We start from the raw sequence: 14,829 nt of genomic DNA on the forward strand, positions 1-14,829 counted from the left end.
CTTTCCAAGCAATGGCCGGCTTCGGTAAGATCACTCACACTTTTCACCCTGGGTAACCTTGGAAAGCATGCTCCACCCCATCGACCGCGAACGGCAGATCATCTATTGCGACCGGGCCATCGAAGTGCGCCCCCTGGGTTTGCGCGAAGCGCCGGCATTGTTCGACGCCGTGCGCCAATCGATGCAGGCGATCAGCCAGTGGGAGGCCTGGTGCACCCCGGATTACAGTCTGACGGACGCCAAGCTGTTCCTGCAGCGCGCCATCGAGCAATGGCAGGTCCATGCTGCCTATGACTTCAACATCATCGATCGTACCAATGGCCTGGTGATCGGGTCGGTTGCCGTCAATCAGGTCAGCCAGCTGAACCAGATGGCCAACCTGGGCTACTGGATCCGTGAAGGCTATACCGGCCGCGGCATCGCCGCCGTGGCGGCCCGGGCCGCGGCCGCCTTCGCCTTTGCCAAGACCGGCCTCACCCGCCTGGAGATCGTGGCCCAGGCCGGCAATCTGCGCAGCCAGCGGGTCGCGGAGAAAACCGGGGCGACATTGGAATGCCTGGCCCGCAATCGCCTGGTATTTCATGGCGAGCCACGCGATGCCACCGTCTTTTCACTGGTCCCAAGCGACCTGGGACGGCCGGTACCGGTGCATACCTAGCCCTGTCGCATCCCTCGATAAAAATGCCGACAAGTAATCTTCTGTCGCTTTTTCGTCGTCTGAACTGAAATAAAGATACGTTTCGCAACAAAATTTTTGATCAGTCTTTGGTCAGAAAACCTGCACAATCCCGCCCATTCTGACAGCGCTGTCAGCCTTGATGGCTGCGGGTTTGCGCCGTTTTTGCGGGGCCGCATAAAAAGATTGTTGTGAAGTAATTTCGATTTGGCTGACAAAATACTGACTTTTCACGTATTCCAAATCGCTGCTCGGGCGTTACATAGCTAAAGCGCTGTCAAGAAACGTAGCGCTTTGTGTATCTGGAGCAGTTTCCCGGAATCAGGCAGCAAGCAAGATCTTCCGGGGCGCTGCGTGTTCTCCCGAAAAAAACTCAGGACGGGAGAACGTTGAGCGTCAGCGACGTAAGAGGAAATACGATGCAAGCCATACAACGCAACAAGACCACGAACAATAATCACGCCGGCCGCGCCGCCCAACAATACGTCATGGGCGGGGAAGCGCGCACTTCCCGCCTGGCCAAGCGCCTCAAGGGTGCCGAGGCGGTACATCAGGACGATGATTGCAACGCGCGTTACGACAAGATCTCCAAGCAGATGGATGACGCGCTGGAGGGCGGTTCGCCCCAGCGCTTCAAACGTCCCAAGATGGAAAGCGACATCATCGCGCGTTGATGCCTGCACAATGAAAAACAGCCGGAGGCAGGTCTGCTCCGGCTGTCATTTTCTCCAGCATGGGCCGCTGGCGTGAGGTTTCTGAATTTTCGCCACGCAGCCCCGGGGGCCAAGCCTGGAGGTCCAGGCCTAGAGATTTTCCTCGCGCGGGTCCCGTGCCAGCAGCCGGGCAACCATTTCCTGCACCGAAACGCCATCGAACAGGGCCGCCGCCACCGCATCGGTGATCGGCATGTCGACGCCTTTTTCGCGTGCCAGTGCGCGCACCGCCTGTGCACAACGCACGCCTTCGGCAACGTGACCCAGCTCGGTCACGATATCTTCCAGCTTCTTGTTCTGCGCCAGCCCCAGCCCCACACGGCGGTTGCGGGAGAGGTCGCCGGTGCAGGTCAGGATCAGGTCGCCTACGCCTGAGAGTCCCATGAAGGTCTCGGGACGCCCGCCTAGCGCCACCCCCAGCCGGGTGATCTCTGCCAGACCGCGGGTGATCAGCGCAGCACGGGCATTCAATCCCAGTTGCAGGCCATCGGCCACGCCAGTGGCGATGGCCAGGATGTTCTTGACCGCGCCGCCAATCTCCACCCCCACCAGGTCATCGCTGGAATAGATGCGGATATTGTTGCCATGTACAGCCTTGACCACGCGTTCGCACAGGGCCGCGTCGGCACCGGCGATGGTCAGCGCGCAAGGCAGGCCGCGCGCCACTTCCTGCGCAAAGGATGGCCCCGACAGCACGCCGGCCGGCAGGTCGCTGCCCAGGACCTCCTGCACGACCTGATGCGGCAACAGTCGCGTGCCTTCTTCCAGCCCCTTGCACAGCCAGACCAGGTTGGGAATCGCGTGATGGCGCAGATGGCCCGCCAGTTCACGCAGGCCGGAGACCGACGAGGCGGCGATCAGCAGCGACTCGGCCGGGTCGGCGCAGACGTGCTGTACGGCGGCGTCGAAATCGGAACTGACCTGCAGCTCCGGCGGCAGTGCAAATCCGGGCAGGTAGAGGCGGTTTTCGCGCTGCTGGTCGGCTTCCTGCATGGCCTGGGCATTGCGGCCCCACAGCACGACCTGATGCTTGCGCGCCAGCGGGATGGCCAGCGCGGTTCCCCATGCGCCGGCGCCCAGAATGGTGATCTTCATGGCAGGTCCGTTCAGTCGCCCCAGACGTCGCCGGCCTTCACGAAGCCGCTCTGGCCATCGCGATGGCGCACCTTGACCCAGCCGTTGTTGGGGCTCTCCAGCATTTCCAGCAGCACCGACTTGTCGGCGCTGAAGACCACCGGGCTGCTTTCATCGGCCGCATTGAAGATGCGGGCGTTGGTCGCCGACACCACCAGCATGCGCTTGGGCGTGAGGGTCTTGGACTGGACCCAGGAAAGGGTCCCGGCGGCATCCCTGACCTTGCTCCATTCGCCATAGGTCAAGACCACTTCCACCGGCATGCCACGCGGCGCAACGTAGACGCGACGACCTTTCTCGGAAGGGGCGTCGTACATGATGGCGGGGGCCGCACCGACCGACTTGAAGTCCAGGGCCAGGGCATCCTTGGCCATGAAGGCGCCGAGCAGGGTGGCGGAAAGAATCAGGGACAGGCGTTTCATTGAGAAAGTCTCCGCAGAAGGGAAAGCGCCGCAGCGTGGGCTGCGGCGGCTTGGTGTCGTGCCGGCAGGCCGCAGGGGATGCGGCCGTCCGGCAGGCGGACAAGTGCTGAAAGCAGGATGGTGAAACCGGATCAGTTGACGGCGGTGGAGCCGTTGTTGACCAGGGTCGCGCCTTGCTGCTCGGCCAGCGCCTGCAGGCGCTGCTGGTAGAACACCTCGAAGTTGATCTCGGCCAGGTGCACCGGCGGGAAACCGGCGCGGGTGATGGCGTCGGCGATGTTGGCGCGCAGGTACGGGTAGATGATGTTGGGGCAGCCGATACCCAGCAGCGGGTCCAGCTGTTCGGCGGGCACGTTGCGGATCTCGAAGATACCGGCTTGCTTGCCCTCGACCAGGAAGGCGACCTTGTCCTTGACCTTGGCGGTCACGGTGATGGTCACGGTCGATTCGAAGACGCCTTCAGCCAGCGCCTCGGCACCGACGTCCACCGACACTTCGATCGAGGGGGCTTCCTGTTCCAGGAAGATGGCCGGCGAATTCGGCTGTTCCAGCGACAGATCCTTCAGGTAGACGCGCTGGATCTGGAAAACGGGTTGCTCTTGGGCTTCTTGGTTCTGTTCCGACATGGATCTCTTTCAGGTTCGGTGAATCGATAGGGGAGGTTTGCTGCCCTGGCGTCAGGCTTGCAGCAGCGGGTCCAGCTTGCCGGCGCGATCCATTGCGTTCAGATCGTCAAATCCGCCGACATGGGTGTCGCCGATATAGATCTGTGGCACGGTGCGACGGCCGGTCTTTTGCATCATCAGCTCGCGCTGTTGAGGTTCGAGGTCCACGCGGATCTTGTCGATCTGCGTGATCCCCTTGCTGGCGAGCAAGCGCTCGGCCATCATGCAATACGGGCATACGGCGGTGCAGTACATCGTGACCGGGGCGCTCATTTTGCCTCCTTGGTGGTCAGCGGCAGGCCCTGGCCCTGCCAAGCGTCGATGCCGCCATGCAGGCCGTAGACCTCGGTAAAACCGGCCTTCTTGAGCGAACCCTCGGCGCGATTGGCCTGGGTGCCGTTCTTGCAGACCACGATGACCGGACGGCCCTTCATCTTGTCCAGTTCGCCGATGCGCTGCGGCAACTCCTTCAGGGGGATATTGCGGGCTTCGCGCAGATGGCCGGCGGCGAATTGTTCCGGTTCACGCACGTCCAGCACCAGCACCTTGCCCTGGTTGAGCATCTGCGTGGCCTGCAGCAGGCTGAGCTTGTTGCCGCGCTGTTGCAGGTAGGGAACCAGCAGGGTACCGCCAGAGACCAAGGCCAGGGCGATCAGGAAAATATTGTCGATGATGAATTTCACGGCAGTCCAATGAGTTTACTGAATCCCGGCATTATAAAATAGAAGCATTCGTGGTTTGCATCCGGACCGAACAGTCTAAGGTCTGCACCCGGTCTCGCGTAGTCGACCTTGGGGCAACCGCACCGCTTTCTCCATCATCAAAACTAGTCCCGCTATGTACAAAATCGTATTCATGCGCCACGGCGAATCGACCTGGAACCTGGCCAACCGCTTCACCGGCTGGGTCGATGTCGACCTCACCGAAAAAGGCGTGGCCGAAGCCCGCCAGGCCGGCAAGCTGCTCAAGGAAGCCGGTTTCTCCTTCGACCTGGCCTATACCTCGGTGTTGAAGCGTGCCATCCGCACCCTCTGGACCACGCTGGATGAAATGGACCAGATGTACATCCCCATCAAGAATGACTGGCGCCTGAACGAACGCCACTACGGCGCCCTGCAAGGTCTGAACAAGGCCGAGACCGCCGCCCAGTATGGCGACGAGCAGGTGCTGGTCTGGCGTCGCAGCTACGACACCCCGCCCAACCCGCTGACCCCGGGCGAAGAGCGCGATGCCTTCGGCGACGCCCGCTACGCCGGCCTCTCGCGCGAACAGGTGCCGCTGACCGAATGCCTGAAGGACACCGTGGCCCGCGTGCTGCCGGCCTGGAATGATTCCATCGCCCCGGCCATCCGCGCCGGCAAGCAGATCATCATCTCCGCCCACGGCAACAGCCTGCGCGCCCTGATCAAGTACCTCGACGGCATCAGCGACAACGATATCGTCGGCCTGAACATCCCCAACGGCCAGCCGCTGGTCTATGAGCTGGACGCCGACCTGAAGCCCATCAAGAGCTACTACCTGGGCGACCAGTCCGCCATCGAGGCAGCACTCAAGGCCGTGGCAAACCAAGGGAAGTCGAAATAAAACTGCGTTTCTCCAGCAAGGCGCCGGCCGCACTGGCCGCGTCCGTTCCCGGCAAGTGCACAGCACCGGCGCGCTCCGACCTGTTGGCCGACGCGCTGCGGGGACGTTTGCGCCCGCTGGTCCACGCACTGGCCGGATTGGCGTGCCTGTGGCTGGCACTGTCTGCAGCCCAGGCCCAGCCGATCACCGAACGGACCAGGCAAAAGCAGGCCGCCGAGAAGGAACGGGCCGACCTGCAGCAGCGCCTGACCAGCCTCAAGCGCGACATCGACCAGACCGAAACCGCCAAGGACAACGCCGCCGACGCGCTGGCCGTCTCCGAACAGGCCATCTCCAAGGCCAATCGTTCCCTGCGCGACCTGGCCCAGGAACAGCAGGAAACCGAGTCCCGCCTGGCACAACTGGTCAAGCAGCTCAATGAGCTCACCGCCCTGGTCAACGCCCAGCAGGCCCAGCTTTCCAGGCTGCTGCGCGAGCAGTACGTGGCCGGTAATGAAGATCGCATCAAGTTGCTGCTCTCCGGGGACAACCCCAATCGCATCAACCGCGAATTGCAGTACATGGGCTATGTCTCCCAGGCCCAGGCCAGGTTGATCGAAACCCTGCGCGCCAACCAGCAGGCCATCCGCGCCAACAAGGCCGACACCCAGAACGCCAAGTACGAACTGGAAGAAATCGCCCAGGAAGAACTGGAACAGAAGAAGGTCCTGGAGCGCGAAAAGGGCCGTCGCCAGACCCTGCTGTCGCAACTCTCCACCAAGCTCAATGCCCAGCGCCAGGAGGTCGGTCGCATCGAGCAGGACCAGCAGCGCCTCTCCAGTCTGGTGGACAAGCTGGCGCAGATCATCGAACAGCAGAAAAAGGCCGAAGCCGAAGCCCGCGAAAAGCGGCGCCAGGAACAATTGGCCAAAGCCAGGGCCGAACGCGAGAAGCGGCTGGCTGAACAGCGCGCCCGGGCGGCCGAGCGCGCCGCCGAAGCGGCACGGGCCGCCAGGGAGGGCAAGCCGGTACCGAAGCAGCCCGATCCGGCCGACGCCATCGACGATGACGAACCGCCGCAGAGCACTTCCCTGGCGCGCAATGACACCCTGCCCGAGCCGCAGTCGGACAATTTCGGCAAGCCCTTCGCCAGCCTGCGCGGCCAGCTGCGCCTGCCGGTCAAGGGTGACCTGACATCGAAATTCGGCAGTCGCCGGGGTGACGGACCGACCAGCCGGGGCCTGTTCATCCGCGCCCACGAAGGCTCGGAAGTGCGCGCCGTGGCGGCCGGCCGGGTGGTCTTCGCGGACTGGTTGCGCGGCTTCGGCAACCTGATCATCGTGGATCACGGCAATCAGTACATGACGATTTATGGCAACAACCAGTCGGTGCTCAAACGTGCCGGCGATGTGGTAAAAGCGGGCGACACTATTGCTACTGCAGGCAACAGCGGCGGTAACGAGCAATCGGGTTTATACTTTGAAATGCGGTATCAAGGCCGCGCATTCGACCCACTGGGGTGGGTAACTACTAGGTGACACATGGGCAGCAAACTCAAGAATATCGGTTTGATCGGGTTGGGCATGGTGGCAGGCGCCACCGCGATGATTCAGTTCGACGCCATCGCGCAGAAGAATGCAACGGCGTCGCTGCCCCTGGAGGAGCTGCGCCAGATGGCCGACGTATTCGGCCTCATCAAGTCGGATTACGTCGAGCAGGTCGACGACAAGAAGCTGCTGACCGAAGCCATTTCCGGCATGGTCGCCTCGCTTGATCCGCACTCCGCCTATCTGGACAAAAAGGCCTACAAGGAACTGCGCGAAGGCACCATGGGCAAGTTCGTGGGCCTGGGTATCGAAGTCGGGATGGAAGACGGCTACGTCAAGGTCATCTCCCCGATCGAGGATTCGCCGGCCTTCCGCGCCGGGATCAAGGCCGGTGACCTGATCACCCGCCTGGACAGCACCCCGGTCAAGGGCCTGACGCTGGATGAAGCCGTCAAGAAGATGCGCGGCGAACCCAACACCAAGATCACCCTGACCATCGCCCGCAAGGAAGAGGACAAGCCCATCATCCTGACCATCACCCGTCAGGAGATCCGCGTGCAGAGCGTCAAGTCCAAGGTCATCGAACCCGGCTACGCCTGGCTGCGCGTGACCCAGTTCCAGGAGCCGACGGTGGACGACATGTCCAAGAAGCTGGCCGCCATCTACGCCCAGGAGCCCAACCTGAAGGGCATCGTGCTGGACCTGCGCAACGATCCGGGCGGCGTGCTGCCGGGCGCCATCGGCGTGGCTGCAGCCTTCCTGCCCAAGGATTCGGTGGTGGTGTCCACCAACGGCCAGCTGCCCAGCTCCAAGCAGACGTTCTATGCCAAGCGCGAATACTACGCCGCCAACCCGCTGTCGGACCCGCTGTCGCGCCTGCCGGATGCCATCAAGAAGGTGCCGATGGTGGTCCTGATCAACAGCGGCTCGGCCTCGGCTTCCGAAATCGTGGCTGGCGCCCTGCAGGATTACAAGCGCGCCACCATCATGGGTACCCAGTCCTTCGGCAAGGGTTCGGTGCAGTCGGTGATCGCCCTGCCGCCGGAAAAGAACACCGCCGTCAAGCTGACCACCGCCCGCTACTACACGCCCAAGGGTCGTTCCATCCAGGCCCGTGGCATCGTGCCGGACATCATGGTGGACGAATTCCCCGATGGCGATGGCCTGAACGGCCTGCGTCTGCGTGAAGCCGACCTGTCCAAGCACCTCTCCAACGACACCGACAAGTCGGCCGAAGTGAAGGCGCAAGCCCTGGACGAGCAGTCGGAAGAACGCCTGATCGCCGCCGAGAAGAAGCGCAAGCCGCTGGAATTCGGCAGCAAGGACGACTTCCAGCTGGGACAAGCCCTGAATCACCTCAAGGGCTTGCCGGTGAAGGTCTCCAACGCCAAGCCGGAAGTGCGCAACGAAGAGGGCAAGAACGCCACCCCGGTCAAGGACGAGCGCAAGGACAACAAGGCGCCGGCCGAGAAGATCGACACCACCAAGTAATCCGCCGCCCTCGGGCTGGCACACCGGGCCGCTAGCTAGCGGCCCTTTTTCATTACTGGAACGAGGCACGACCTGACCATGGATGACCAACAGCTGCTGCGCTATTCGCGCCACATCCTGCTCGACGAGATCGACATCGAGGGCCAGACCCGGCTGCTGCAGGGGCATGCCCTGGTGATCGGCGCCGGCGGGCTGGGCTCGCCGGCGGCCATGTACCTGGCCTCGGCCGGCGTGGGCCATATCACCCTGGTCGACCATGACACGGTGGACCTGACCAACCTGCAGCGCCAGATCATGCACACCACCGCGCGCGTCGGCCAGCCCAAGGTGGACTCCGGCCGCGAGGCGCTGCAGCAGATCAACCCCGGTGTGCAGGTCACGGCACTGGCCGAGCGGGTCGAGGGCGAGCGCCTGCAGGCGCTGGTGGCCGATGCCGATGTGGTGCTGGACTGCAGCGACAACTTCGCCACCCGCCACGCCGTCAACCACGCCTGCGTGGCGGCCGGTGTGCCGCTGGTCTCGGGTGCGGCGATCCGCTTCGACGGCCAGGTCAGCGTCTTCGACAGCCGCCAGGAAAAGGCCCCCTGCTATGCCTGCCTGTTCCCGCCCGAGCGCGAGTTCGAGGAAGTGCAATGTTCCACCATGGGCGTCTTCTCGCCGCTGGTCGGCATCATCGGCACCATGCAGGCGGCCGAGGCCATCAAGCTGCTGGCCGGCATCGGTCGCTCCCTGGCCGGGCGCCTGCTGCTGCTGGACGCCCGCGAGATGGAATGGACCTCGATCACCGTGGGCCGCGACCACCAGTGCCCGGTCTGCGCGCAGCGGCACGACTGAGCGCCGTAGCTTGCTGCCCGGTCTTCTGGTATAAACTCGGTTGGATGTTGCAATGCAATTGCTACGCGGCATCAAGCCAGGCTGATGTCCGGAACGACCATAATTCATAAGCGCGATCAGCCCGCCCTGCCTTGCCCGTCAAAGGGGAGTCATGAACCGCTCCATGAACCACCGCGCCGCCGGCGCGTCGCTGCCCGAGGTCAGGATCCTGATGTGCCCGAGGCTTGGCATCCGGAATCGTTGGTGTACAATCCTTGACCGCGAAAAAGCGTACGCCATCGGCCTGCAGGCCAGCCCGGAGATCCCGCAACGGCCCCACCGAGCGTCAACGTCAATCGAAGAGCTGCCTACGCGGCCAGGGAAGTGGATTCAAAAGCGACCTGTTCCGGCAGCCAAGTATCAGCCGGGATAATGGATATAGTTGAAAAACCCGTAGTATTGAAAGTAAGCGAAGTGGCAACCAAGACTCCCAAAACTACCCCTGCAGCGCAGTTGCTGACCGAGGAACAAATCCTCAAGATGGACGAGAAGGACTACATGAACGAAGCGCAGCTTGCTTTCTTCAAGGCCCGTCTCCAGCAGCTGGAAAAGGATCTGCTCAAGAACGCGGATGAAACCACCGAACACCTGCGCGAAACCGTGCTGGTGCCGGACCCGGCCGACCGCGCCACCATCGAGGAAGAACACGCCCTCGAACTGCGTACCCGTGACCGTGAACGCAAGCTGCTCAAGAAGGTGCAGCAGTCCATCGTGTCCATCGACAACGGCGAGTACGGATGGTGCGAAGAGACCGGCGAACCGATCGGCATCCCGCGTCTGCTGGCGCGCCCGACCGCGACCCTGTCGCTGGAAGCGCAGCAACGCCGCGAGTTGAAGCAGAAGCTCTACGGCGACTGATCCCCGCCCCCGCAGGATGAAGCCTGTGCCGCGACGCGGCCGGGCATGGCGCCGGCAGCCCGTGTTGCCGGTGCAGGATCGTTGACCCCGGTTTTTCGGACTGGCCAGCTATGGGCCACGGGGTAGAATCCTTCATATCCGAATTTAAAGACCACCCGTAGTACCGGATATTGCGCGGCATTGCAGGGTGTTCGATGTCAGTACCTTCAGTTCATCGTCAGTAGCCCCTGAAAAAGCTGCAAAAGCTGCAAATGCGGTCGAAGCTGTTGCGTCATCCGTATTGCACTGGTCTGCGCGCCTCTGCCCTGTTTCGCGTTGCGCGTTGCGTGTGTTTGCAGCCCTGTCGTCCACTTGCCGATCCGTTCCATGAACCGACTGCGTTCCCTGCGTAGCTTCACCGTCATTGCCATGCTGGCGATGTCGTTGCTGTTCGCGCAGATGCTGGGGTTTGTCCACGGCATCGCGCACGCGGGCTGGGCACCGGGCACGGTGCACTCGCTGATCAGCGACGCCCTCTTCGACGAAGCCGAGCCGGCCTCGGTCAGCACCGGTCAGGATGCGCATGCGCACGGTCCCCATGCCCACGACCTGCATCACTCCTGCGTCGCCTACGATGCCGCAGCCCTGTCGGCCGGCGTCCATTTCAGTTTCCCACCCCTGCCGCTGTTGCCGCCGCTACGCGTGCTGGCCCTGTGGCTGGCGTTCTCCTCGTGGGACGCCCCGCTCAACTGCCATTTCTCCTCCCGCGCCCCGCCGCGCTGAATTCTTTCCCCTCGCAAGACCCATCTGACTGGTTGCCGGTTGTCCCTCGCGCCTCCGTATGCCGCGCGCCCTCGTCCCTGACGAGGCGCCTGCGTACGGGCGCGTGCTGACGGCCGGTGTATCCGCGCCGCCTGTCTCCACCACAACAGGACAGGCAGCGCCTCGCGCAAAACAAGGAATTCACAATGGCTTTCCAACGCCAACTCATTGCTTCGGCCGTCCTCACCGCCCTGGCTGCCTGGTCCATGTCCGCTACGGCCCAGACCACCTCTGCGACCACCACTGACGCCGCCGCGCTGGCCTCCACCCCGCCGGCTGCGCCCGCACCAGCGCCCCTGCAACCCATCGTCGTCACCGCCACCCCCTTCGCATCACAGGAAGACGTGCAGGTGCTCGCGCCCGCCAAGGTGATCACCGGCGACGAACTGCGCAACAAGCTCGGCAACTCCCTGGGCGACACCCTCTCCGGCGAACTGGGCGTGTCGGCCTCGGCCTTCGGCGCCGGTGCATCGCGGCCCATCATCCGCGGCATGGAAGGCCCGCGCGTGATGATCCTGCAGAACGGCATGGGCGTCTCCGATGTTTCCACCGTCTCCAACGACCACGCCGTCGCCACCGAAGCCGCCACTGCGCGCCAGATCGAAATCCTGCGTGGCCCGGCCGCGCTGCTGTACGGTTCGGGTGCCATCGGTGGCCTGGTCAACGTGGTCAATGACCGCATCCCGACCGAACTGGTGGGCAAGCCCACCGGCACCGTCGAAGCCCGCTACGGCACCGTGGACGGCGAAAAGAACAGCTCCTTCTCGCTGGACACCTCGGCCGGCCAGATTGGTCTGCACCTGGACGGCAACTATCGCGATACCGACAACTACAAGATACCCGGCAATGCGCGCCAGGGCGATACCGCCAGCGCCTCCGGTCGCCTGCCCAATTCCTTCACCCACGAGACCAGCCTGGGTGCCGGCATTTCCTACGTCGCCAACTGGGGCTATGTCGGCCTGTCGGCGGCGACCCTGGATGATCACTACGGCATCCCCACCGATGAAATGTCCTTCATCGACCTGCACCAGAACCGCTACGACCTCGACACCGTCGTCAACAACCCGTTTGCCGGCATCGAGAAATTCCGCTTCCGCATGGGTTATACCGATTACACCCATATCGAAAAGCAGCAGGATGGCACCCCCGCCACGGTGTTTGCCAACCGCGCCCTGCAGACCCGCTGGGAGTTGACCCATGCACCGCTGGCCGGTTGGCACGGTAGCTTCGGCATACAGACCGAGCAGAGCAATTACTCGGCCCTGTCGGCCGACACTGGCGCGGCCGAACTGACCCCGCCGACCCGTTCCACCTCGTTTGCCGGCTTCCTGGTCGAAGAACGCCAGTTCGGCCAGGTGCTGGTCAGCGCCGGCCTGCGCGGCGAGAGTGTCAAGCGCAGTCCCGATAGCGGCAGCGGCCTGCCCGGGCGGGACTTCAGCCTGCTGTCCTGGTCCACTGGTGCCCTGTGGAGCTTCCAGCCGGGCTATGGCCTGGGCCTGACCTATTCGTTCGCCCAACGCGCTCCGACGGTCGAAGAGCTGTACTCCAACGGCCCGCACGAATCGACCGCCACCTTCGACATCGGCGATAACCAGCTGAAGAAGGAAACTTCACACAACATCGAACTGAGCCTGCAGAAGACCGAAGGCCTGGTGCGCTGGAAGGGCAACGTCTTCCGCAACAAGGTCAACAACTACATCTATGGCCGTACCAACGGCCAGGTCGATGACAGCGGTGCTGCAGATCCCACCGGCGAATTCACCCAGCGCTTCTGGTCGCAGGCCGACGCCACCATCCGTGGCGTGGAAGCCGAGGTCAGCTACAACTGGAACGGCGAAGGCCTCTCCAGCCGGGTCTTTGCCGACACCTCGCGTGGCACCCTCGATAGCCTCGGCAACCTGCCCCTGCAGCCGGCCACCCGCTATGGCGTCGAAATGGCCTACAAGACCGGCCCCTGGGCCAGCGGCGTGAAGGTGTTGCGCGCCCAGAAGCAGGATCGCCTGGCCTCCTTCGAAAACTACGAGACCCCGTCCTATACCCAGCTGGACGCCAACCTGTCCTATACCCAGCGCCTCAATGGCGTGAAGCTGACCTGGTTCGCCCTGGCGCGCAATCTCCTGAACCAGGACATCCGCCTGTCCACCTCGGTGCTGCGTGAATCGGTGCCACTGGGTGGCCGCAACTTCATCGTGGGGGTGCGCAGCGCCTTCTGATCGCTGATCCACGACCGACAGGCCAGCGGACCCGGATCCGCTGGCCCCTCCAGTGCGAGCGGGAGACTGCGCCTCCCGCCAGCGCGGCTTGCCCGGCCGTCTCCGCAAGGAGGCGCCGGGCTTTTTTTGCGCCCCGGGCCGGGGCGCGCTGGATCAACGGCATGGCCGCATCACGGTGCCGGCGGGAAGTCCAGAACGGTATCGTTCACACGGTTGAACAGGTTGGTGAAGGTGATCGCAGTCACGGCCAGCAGGGTATCGACGATCTGCGCATCACTATAGACAGCCCGCACGCGTGCCACCACGTCGGCCTCGACGGTGCCGCTGCTGCCCACCAGCAGGCGGGCGAAATCGGCCAGCACGTCCAGCTTGTCGTCGCCGGAGGCCTGGCCGTGGCGCACGCCCTGGATGGCCTGGGCCGACAGACCGACCTTCTTGCCCATCAGCGAGTGCGCCGCCAGGCAGTAGTCGCAACCAGCCTTTTCGCTCACGGCCAGCTTGATGGCTTCGATTTCCTGGGCCGACAGGCTGCTCTTGCGCAGAGCGCCATCCAGATGCAGGGCCGATTCCAGGGCGACCGGGCTGAGCGAGCCGATGCCGGCGTAGGCATTGGGCACCATGCCGACAGCCGACTTGATGGCGGCAAACAGTTGGGCGGCCTGGCCGGTGGCTTCGGTAACGGGGGTAGTGGTAAGACGGGGCATGACAGTTCTCCTGTGAGAGGTTAGCGCCGGCGTTGGCGGGATTGCCGTGAGTGCCGTGTTGCGCATGGATGTACTGTAGGCCTGTAGCCTGAAATTATGAATGCTTGAAAATGACTTAAAATTGCTCAAAAAACTCAACCACCGTGAATTCGCTGAAGGAATCCGCCGATGGACGCGCTCAGTCGTCTCCTCTCTCTCCACCCCGTGCGAGCCGGGCTGGATATCCGCTGCCGCTTCGGCCAGCCCTGGGACCTGCCCAATCCGGCCTTGCCCACCGGGGTGGCCCCGTATCACTTCATCCTGGAAGGGCAGGCCCAACTGCAGCTGCCCGATAGCGAAGCCCTGACCCTGCAGGCCGGCGACCTGGTGATCCTCACCCGTGGCGCCGCCCACCATCTCTCCATCGCTCCCGCCACCCCTGCCACCCAGGCCAGTCCTGTGCGCCTGGGCAGCACGGCGGCGCCGGTCACGCTGCATGTCAACGATGACGAGAGCGGAGGCGGCCAACCCCTCTCCGATTTCCTCTGTGGACAATTTCATTTCGAGGCCCCGCATTCCAACGCCCTGATGCAGGCCCTGCCCGAGCTGCTGCTGGTGCGCAGCGCCGAACTGCCCGAAGGCGATGGCCTGCGCACGCTGGCCACGCTGTTGCGCAACGAATGCGGCGGCGCCGATGGACGGGGCGAACTACGCTCCGGCGCCCAGGCCGTGGTGGCCGGGCTGGCAGCGGCCCTGTTCGGCCTGGCCCTGCGCGCCTGGCTGGCCCGGGGCGGTCCACAACCGGGTTTGCTGGCGCTGCTGGCGCATCCGGTCTTGCAGAGCGCGATGCAGGCCATGCTGGAATCGCCCCAGGAGGACTGGCCGCTGCCGCGCCTGGCCGGCCTGTGCCACATGTCGCGTGCCACCTTCGTGCGACGCTTCCAGGAAGTGGGTGGCACCACGCCCGGTGAGGTTCTGCAGCAGCTGCGCATGGCGCGCGCCGCCCGCCTCTTGAGCTACAGCAAGCTGGGTACGGCACAGATCGGCGAAGCGGTGGGTTATCAGTCGGAAGCGGCCTTCAACCGCGTCTTCAAGAAATACAGCGGACTCGGGCCGGGTGCCTACCGGCGCAGGAGCAGGGCCGCAGAGGCGGCGGGAGAAGAGGGCAGGGGCTAGCGCAGGGGAGGAGG

The 14,829-nt window shown here is 63.8% G+C and carries 16 protein-coding genes; 10 read left to right on the top strand and 6 right to left on the bottom strand.

Annotated features, from left to right (window positions below; all coding sequences use genetic code 11):
- Positions 1–67: 67 nt before the first annotated feature.
- Together HBH1_RS20170 and HBH1_RS20175 are read left to right on the top strand one after the other, a co-directional pair.
- On the top strand, positions 68–658 hold the full coding sequence (locus HBH1_RS20170) for a GNAT family N-acetyltransferase (protein WP_102664112.1): 591 nt from the start codon (positions 68–70) through the stop codon (positions 656–658).
- A 437-nt stretch (positions 659–1,095) separates the two neighbouring features.
- Positions 1,096–1,350 (top strand): hypothetical protein, encoded by a 255-nt coding sequence (locus HBH1_RS20175; RefSeq protein WP_006464891.1) that lies wholly within the window; start codon positions 1,096–1,098, stop codon positions 1,348–1,350.
- Between the two features lie 129 nt (positions 1,351–1,479).
- On the opposite strand, the gene HBH1_RS20180 is transcribed toward HBH1_RS20175, so the two are convergent.
- From HBH1_RS20180 to HBH1_RS20200, 5 genes are all read right to left on the bottom strand, one after another.
- A complete protein-coding gene (locus HBH1_RS20180; protein ID WP_102664113.1) occupies positions 1,480–2,484 on the bottom strand; it encodes an NAD(P)H-dependent glycerol-3-phosphate dehydrogenase in 1,005 nt (334 codons plus the stop codon).
- A gap of 11 nt (positions 2,485–2,495) precedes the next feature.
- Complete coding sequence (locus HBH1_RS20185; protein WP_102664114.1) at positions 2,496–2,945, bottom strand: SH3 domain-containing protein; 450 nt, start codon at positions 2,943–2,945, stop codon at positions 2,496–2,498.
- A 131-nt stretch (positions 2,946–3,076) separates the two neighbouring features.
- Positions 3,077–3,571, bottom strand: a complete 495-nt coding sequence (gene secB, locus HBH1_RS20190; protein WP_006464888.1) for a protein-export chaperone SecB — start codon at positions 3,569–3,571, stop codon at positions 3,077–3,079.
- Positions 3,572–3,622: 51 nt separating this feature from the next.
- Positions 3,623–3,883 carry a glutaredoxin 3 gene (gene grxC / locus HBH1_RS20195; RefSeq protein WP_006464887.1) on the bottom strand — a complete coding sequence of 87 codons (261 nt, stop codon included), beginning with the start codon at positions 3,881–3,883 and terminating at the stop codon, positions 3,623–3,625.
- A complete protein-coding gene (locus tag HBH1_RS20200; protein ID WP_006464886.1) occupies positions 3,880–4,293 on the bottom strand; it encodes a rhodanese-like domain-containing protein in 414 nt (137 codons plus the stop codon). Before HBH1_RS20200 ends, grxC begins: the two co-directional genes overlap by 4 nt.
- Positions 4,294–4,447: 154 nt before the next feature.
- Between HBH1_RS20200 and gpmA the strand changes: the two genes are divergently transcribed.
- The 7 genes from gpmA (at position 4,448) to HBH1_RS20240 (ending at position 12,956) form a co-directional block, all read left to right on the top strand.
- Positions 4,448–5,194, top strand: coding sequence for a 2,3-diphosphoglycerate-dependent phosphoglycerate mutase (gpmA, locus tag HBH1_RS20205; RefSeq protein WP_006464885.1), 747 nt, complete (start codon positions 4,448–4,450; stop codon positions 5,192–5,194).
- Positions 5,195–5,310: 116 nt separating this feature from the next.
- Positions 5,311–6,711, top strand: coding sequence for a murein hydrolase activator EnvC family protein (locus tag HBH1_RS20210; RefSeq protein WP_233207662.1), 1,401 nt, complete (start codon positions 5,311–5,313; stop codon positions 6,709–6,711).
- A 3-nt stretch (positions 6,712–6,714) separates the two neighbouring features.
- On the top strand, positions 6,715–8,211 hold the full coding sequence (locus HBH1_RS20215; protein ID WP_006464883.1) for a S41 family peptidase: 1,497 nt from the start codon (positions 6,715–6,717) through the stop codon (positions 8,209–8,211).
- A 78-nt stretch (positions 8,212–8,289) separates the two neighbouring features.
- Positions 8,290–9,045, top strand: coding sequence for a HesA/MoeB/ThiF family protein (locus tag HBH1_RS20220; protein WP_102664116.1), 756 nt, complete (start codon positions 8,290–8,292; stop codon positions 9,043–9,045).
- Between the two features lie 411 nt (positions 9,046–9,456).
- On the top strand, positions 9,457–9,942 hold the full coding sequence (gene dksA, locus HBH1_RS20230) for an RNA polymerase-binding protein DksA (RefSeq protein ID WP_182993485.1): 486 nt from the start codon (positions 9,457–9,459) through the stop codon (positions 9,940–9,942).
- 366 nt (positions 9,943–10,308) lie between these two features.
- Positions 10,309–10,704 carry a hypothetical protein gene (locus tag HBH1_RS20235; protein ID WP_102664118.1) on the top strand — a complete coding sequence of 132 codons (396 nt, stop codon included), beginning with the start codon at positions 10,309–10,311 and terminating at the stop codon, positions 10,702–10,704.
- Positions 10,705–10,889: 185 nt separating this feature from the next.
- Positions 10,890–12,956, top strand: coding sequence for a TonB-dependent receptor (locus HBH1_RS20240; protein WP_102664119.1), 2,067 nt, complete (start codon positions 10,890–10,892; stop codon positions 12,954–12,956).
- A 170-nt stretch (positions 12,957–13,126) separates the two neighbouring features.
- Here the strand turns inward: HBH1_RS20240 and HBH1_RS20245 are convergent, their stop codons facing one another.
- Positions 13,127–13,660 carry a carboxymuconolactone decarboxylase family protein gene (locus tag HBH1_RS20245; protein ID WP_006464877.1) on the bottom strand — a complete coding sequence of 178 codons (534 nt, stop codon included), beginning with the start codon at positions 13,658–13,660 and terminating at the stop codon, positions 13,127–13,129.
- A gap of 168 nt (positions 13,661–13,828) precedes the next feature.
- Here HBH1_RS20245 and HBH1_RS20250 point away from each other — a divergent pair, with 168 nt between their 5' ends.
- A complete protein-coding gene (locus HBH1_RS20250) occupies positions 13,829–14,815 on the top strand; it encodes an AraC family transcriptional regulator (protein WP_102664120.1) in 987 nt (328 codons plus the stop codon).
- Positions 14,816–14,829 lie beyond the last annotated feature (14 nt).

Source organism: Herbaspirillum sp. BH-1 (assembly GCF_002870055.1).
Lineage (GTDB): Bacteria > Pseudomonadota > Gammaproteobacteria > Burkholderiales > Burkholderiaceae_D > Herbaspirillum > Herbaspirillum frisingense.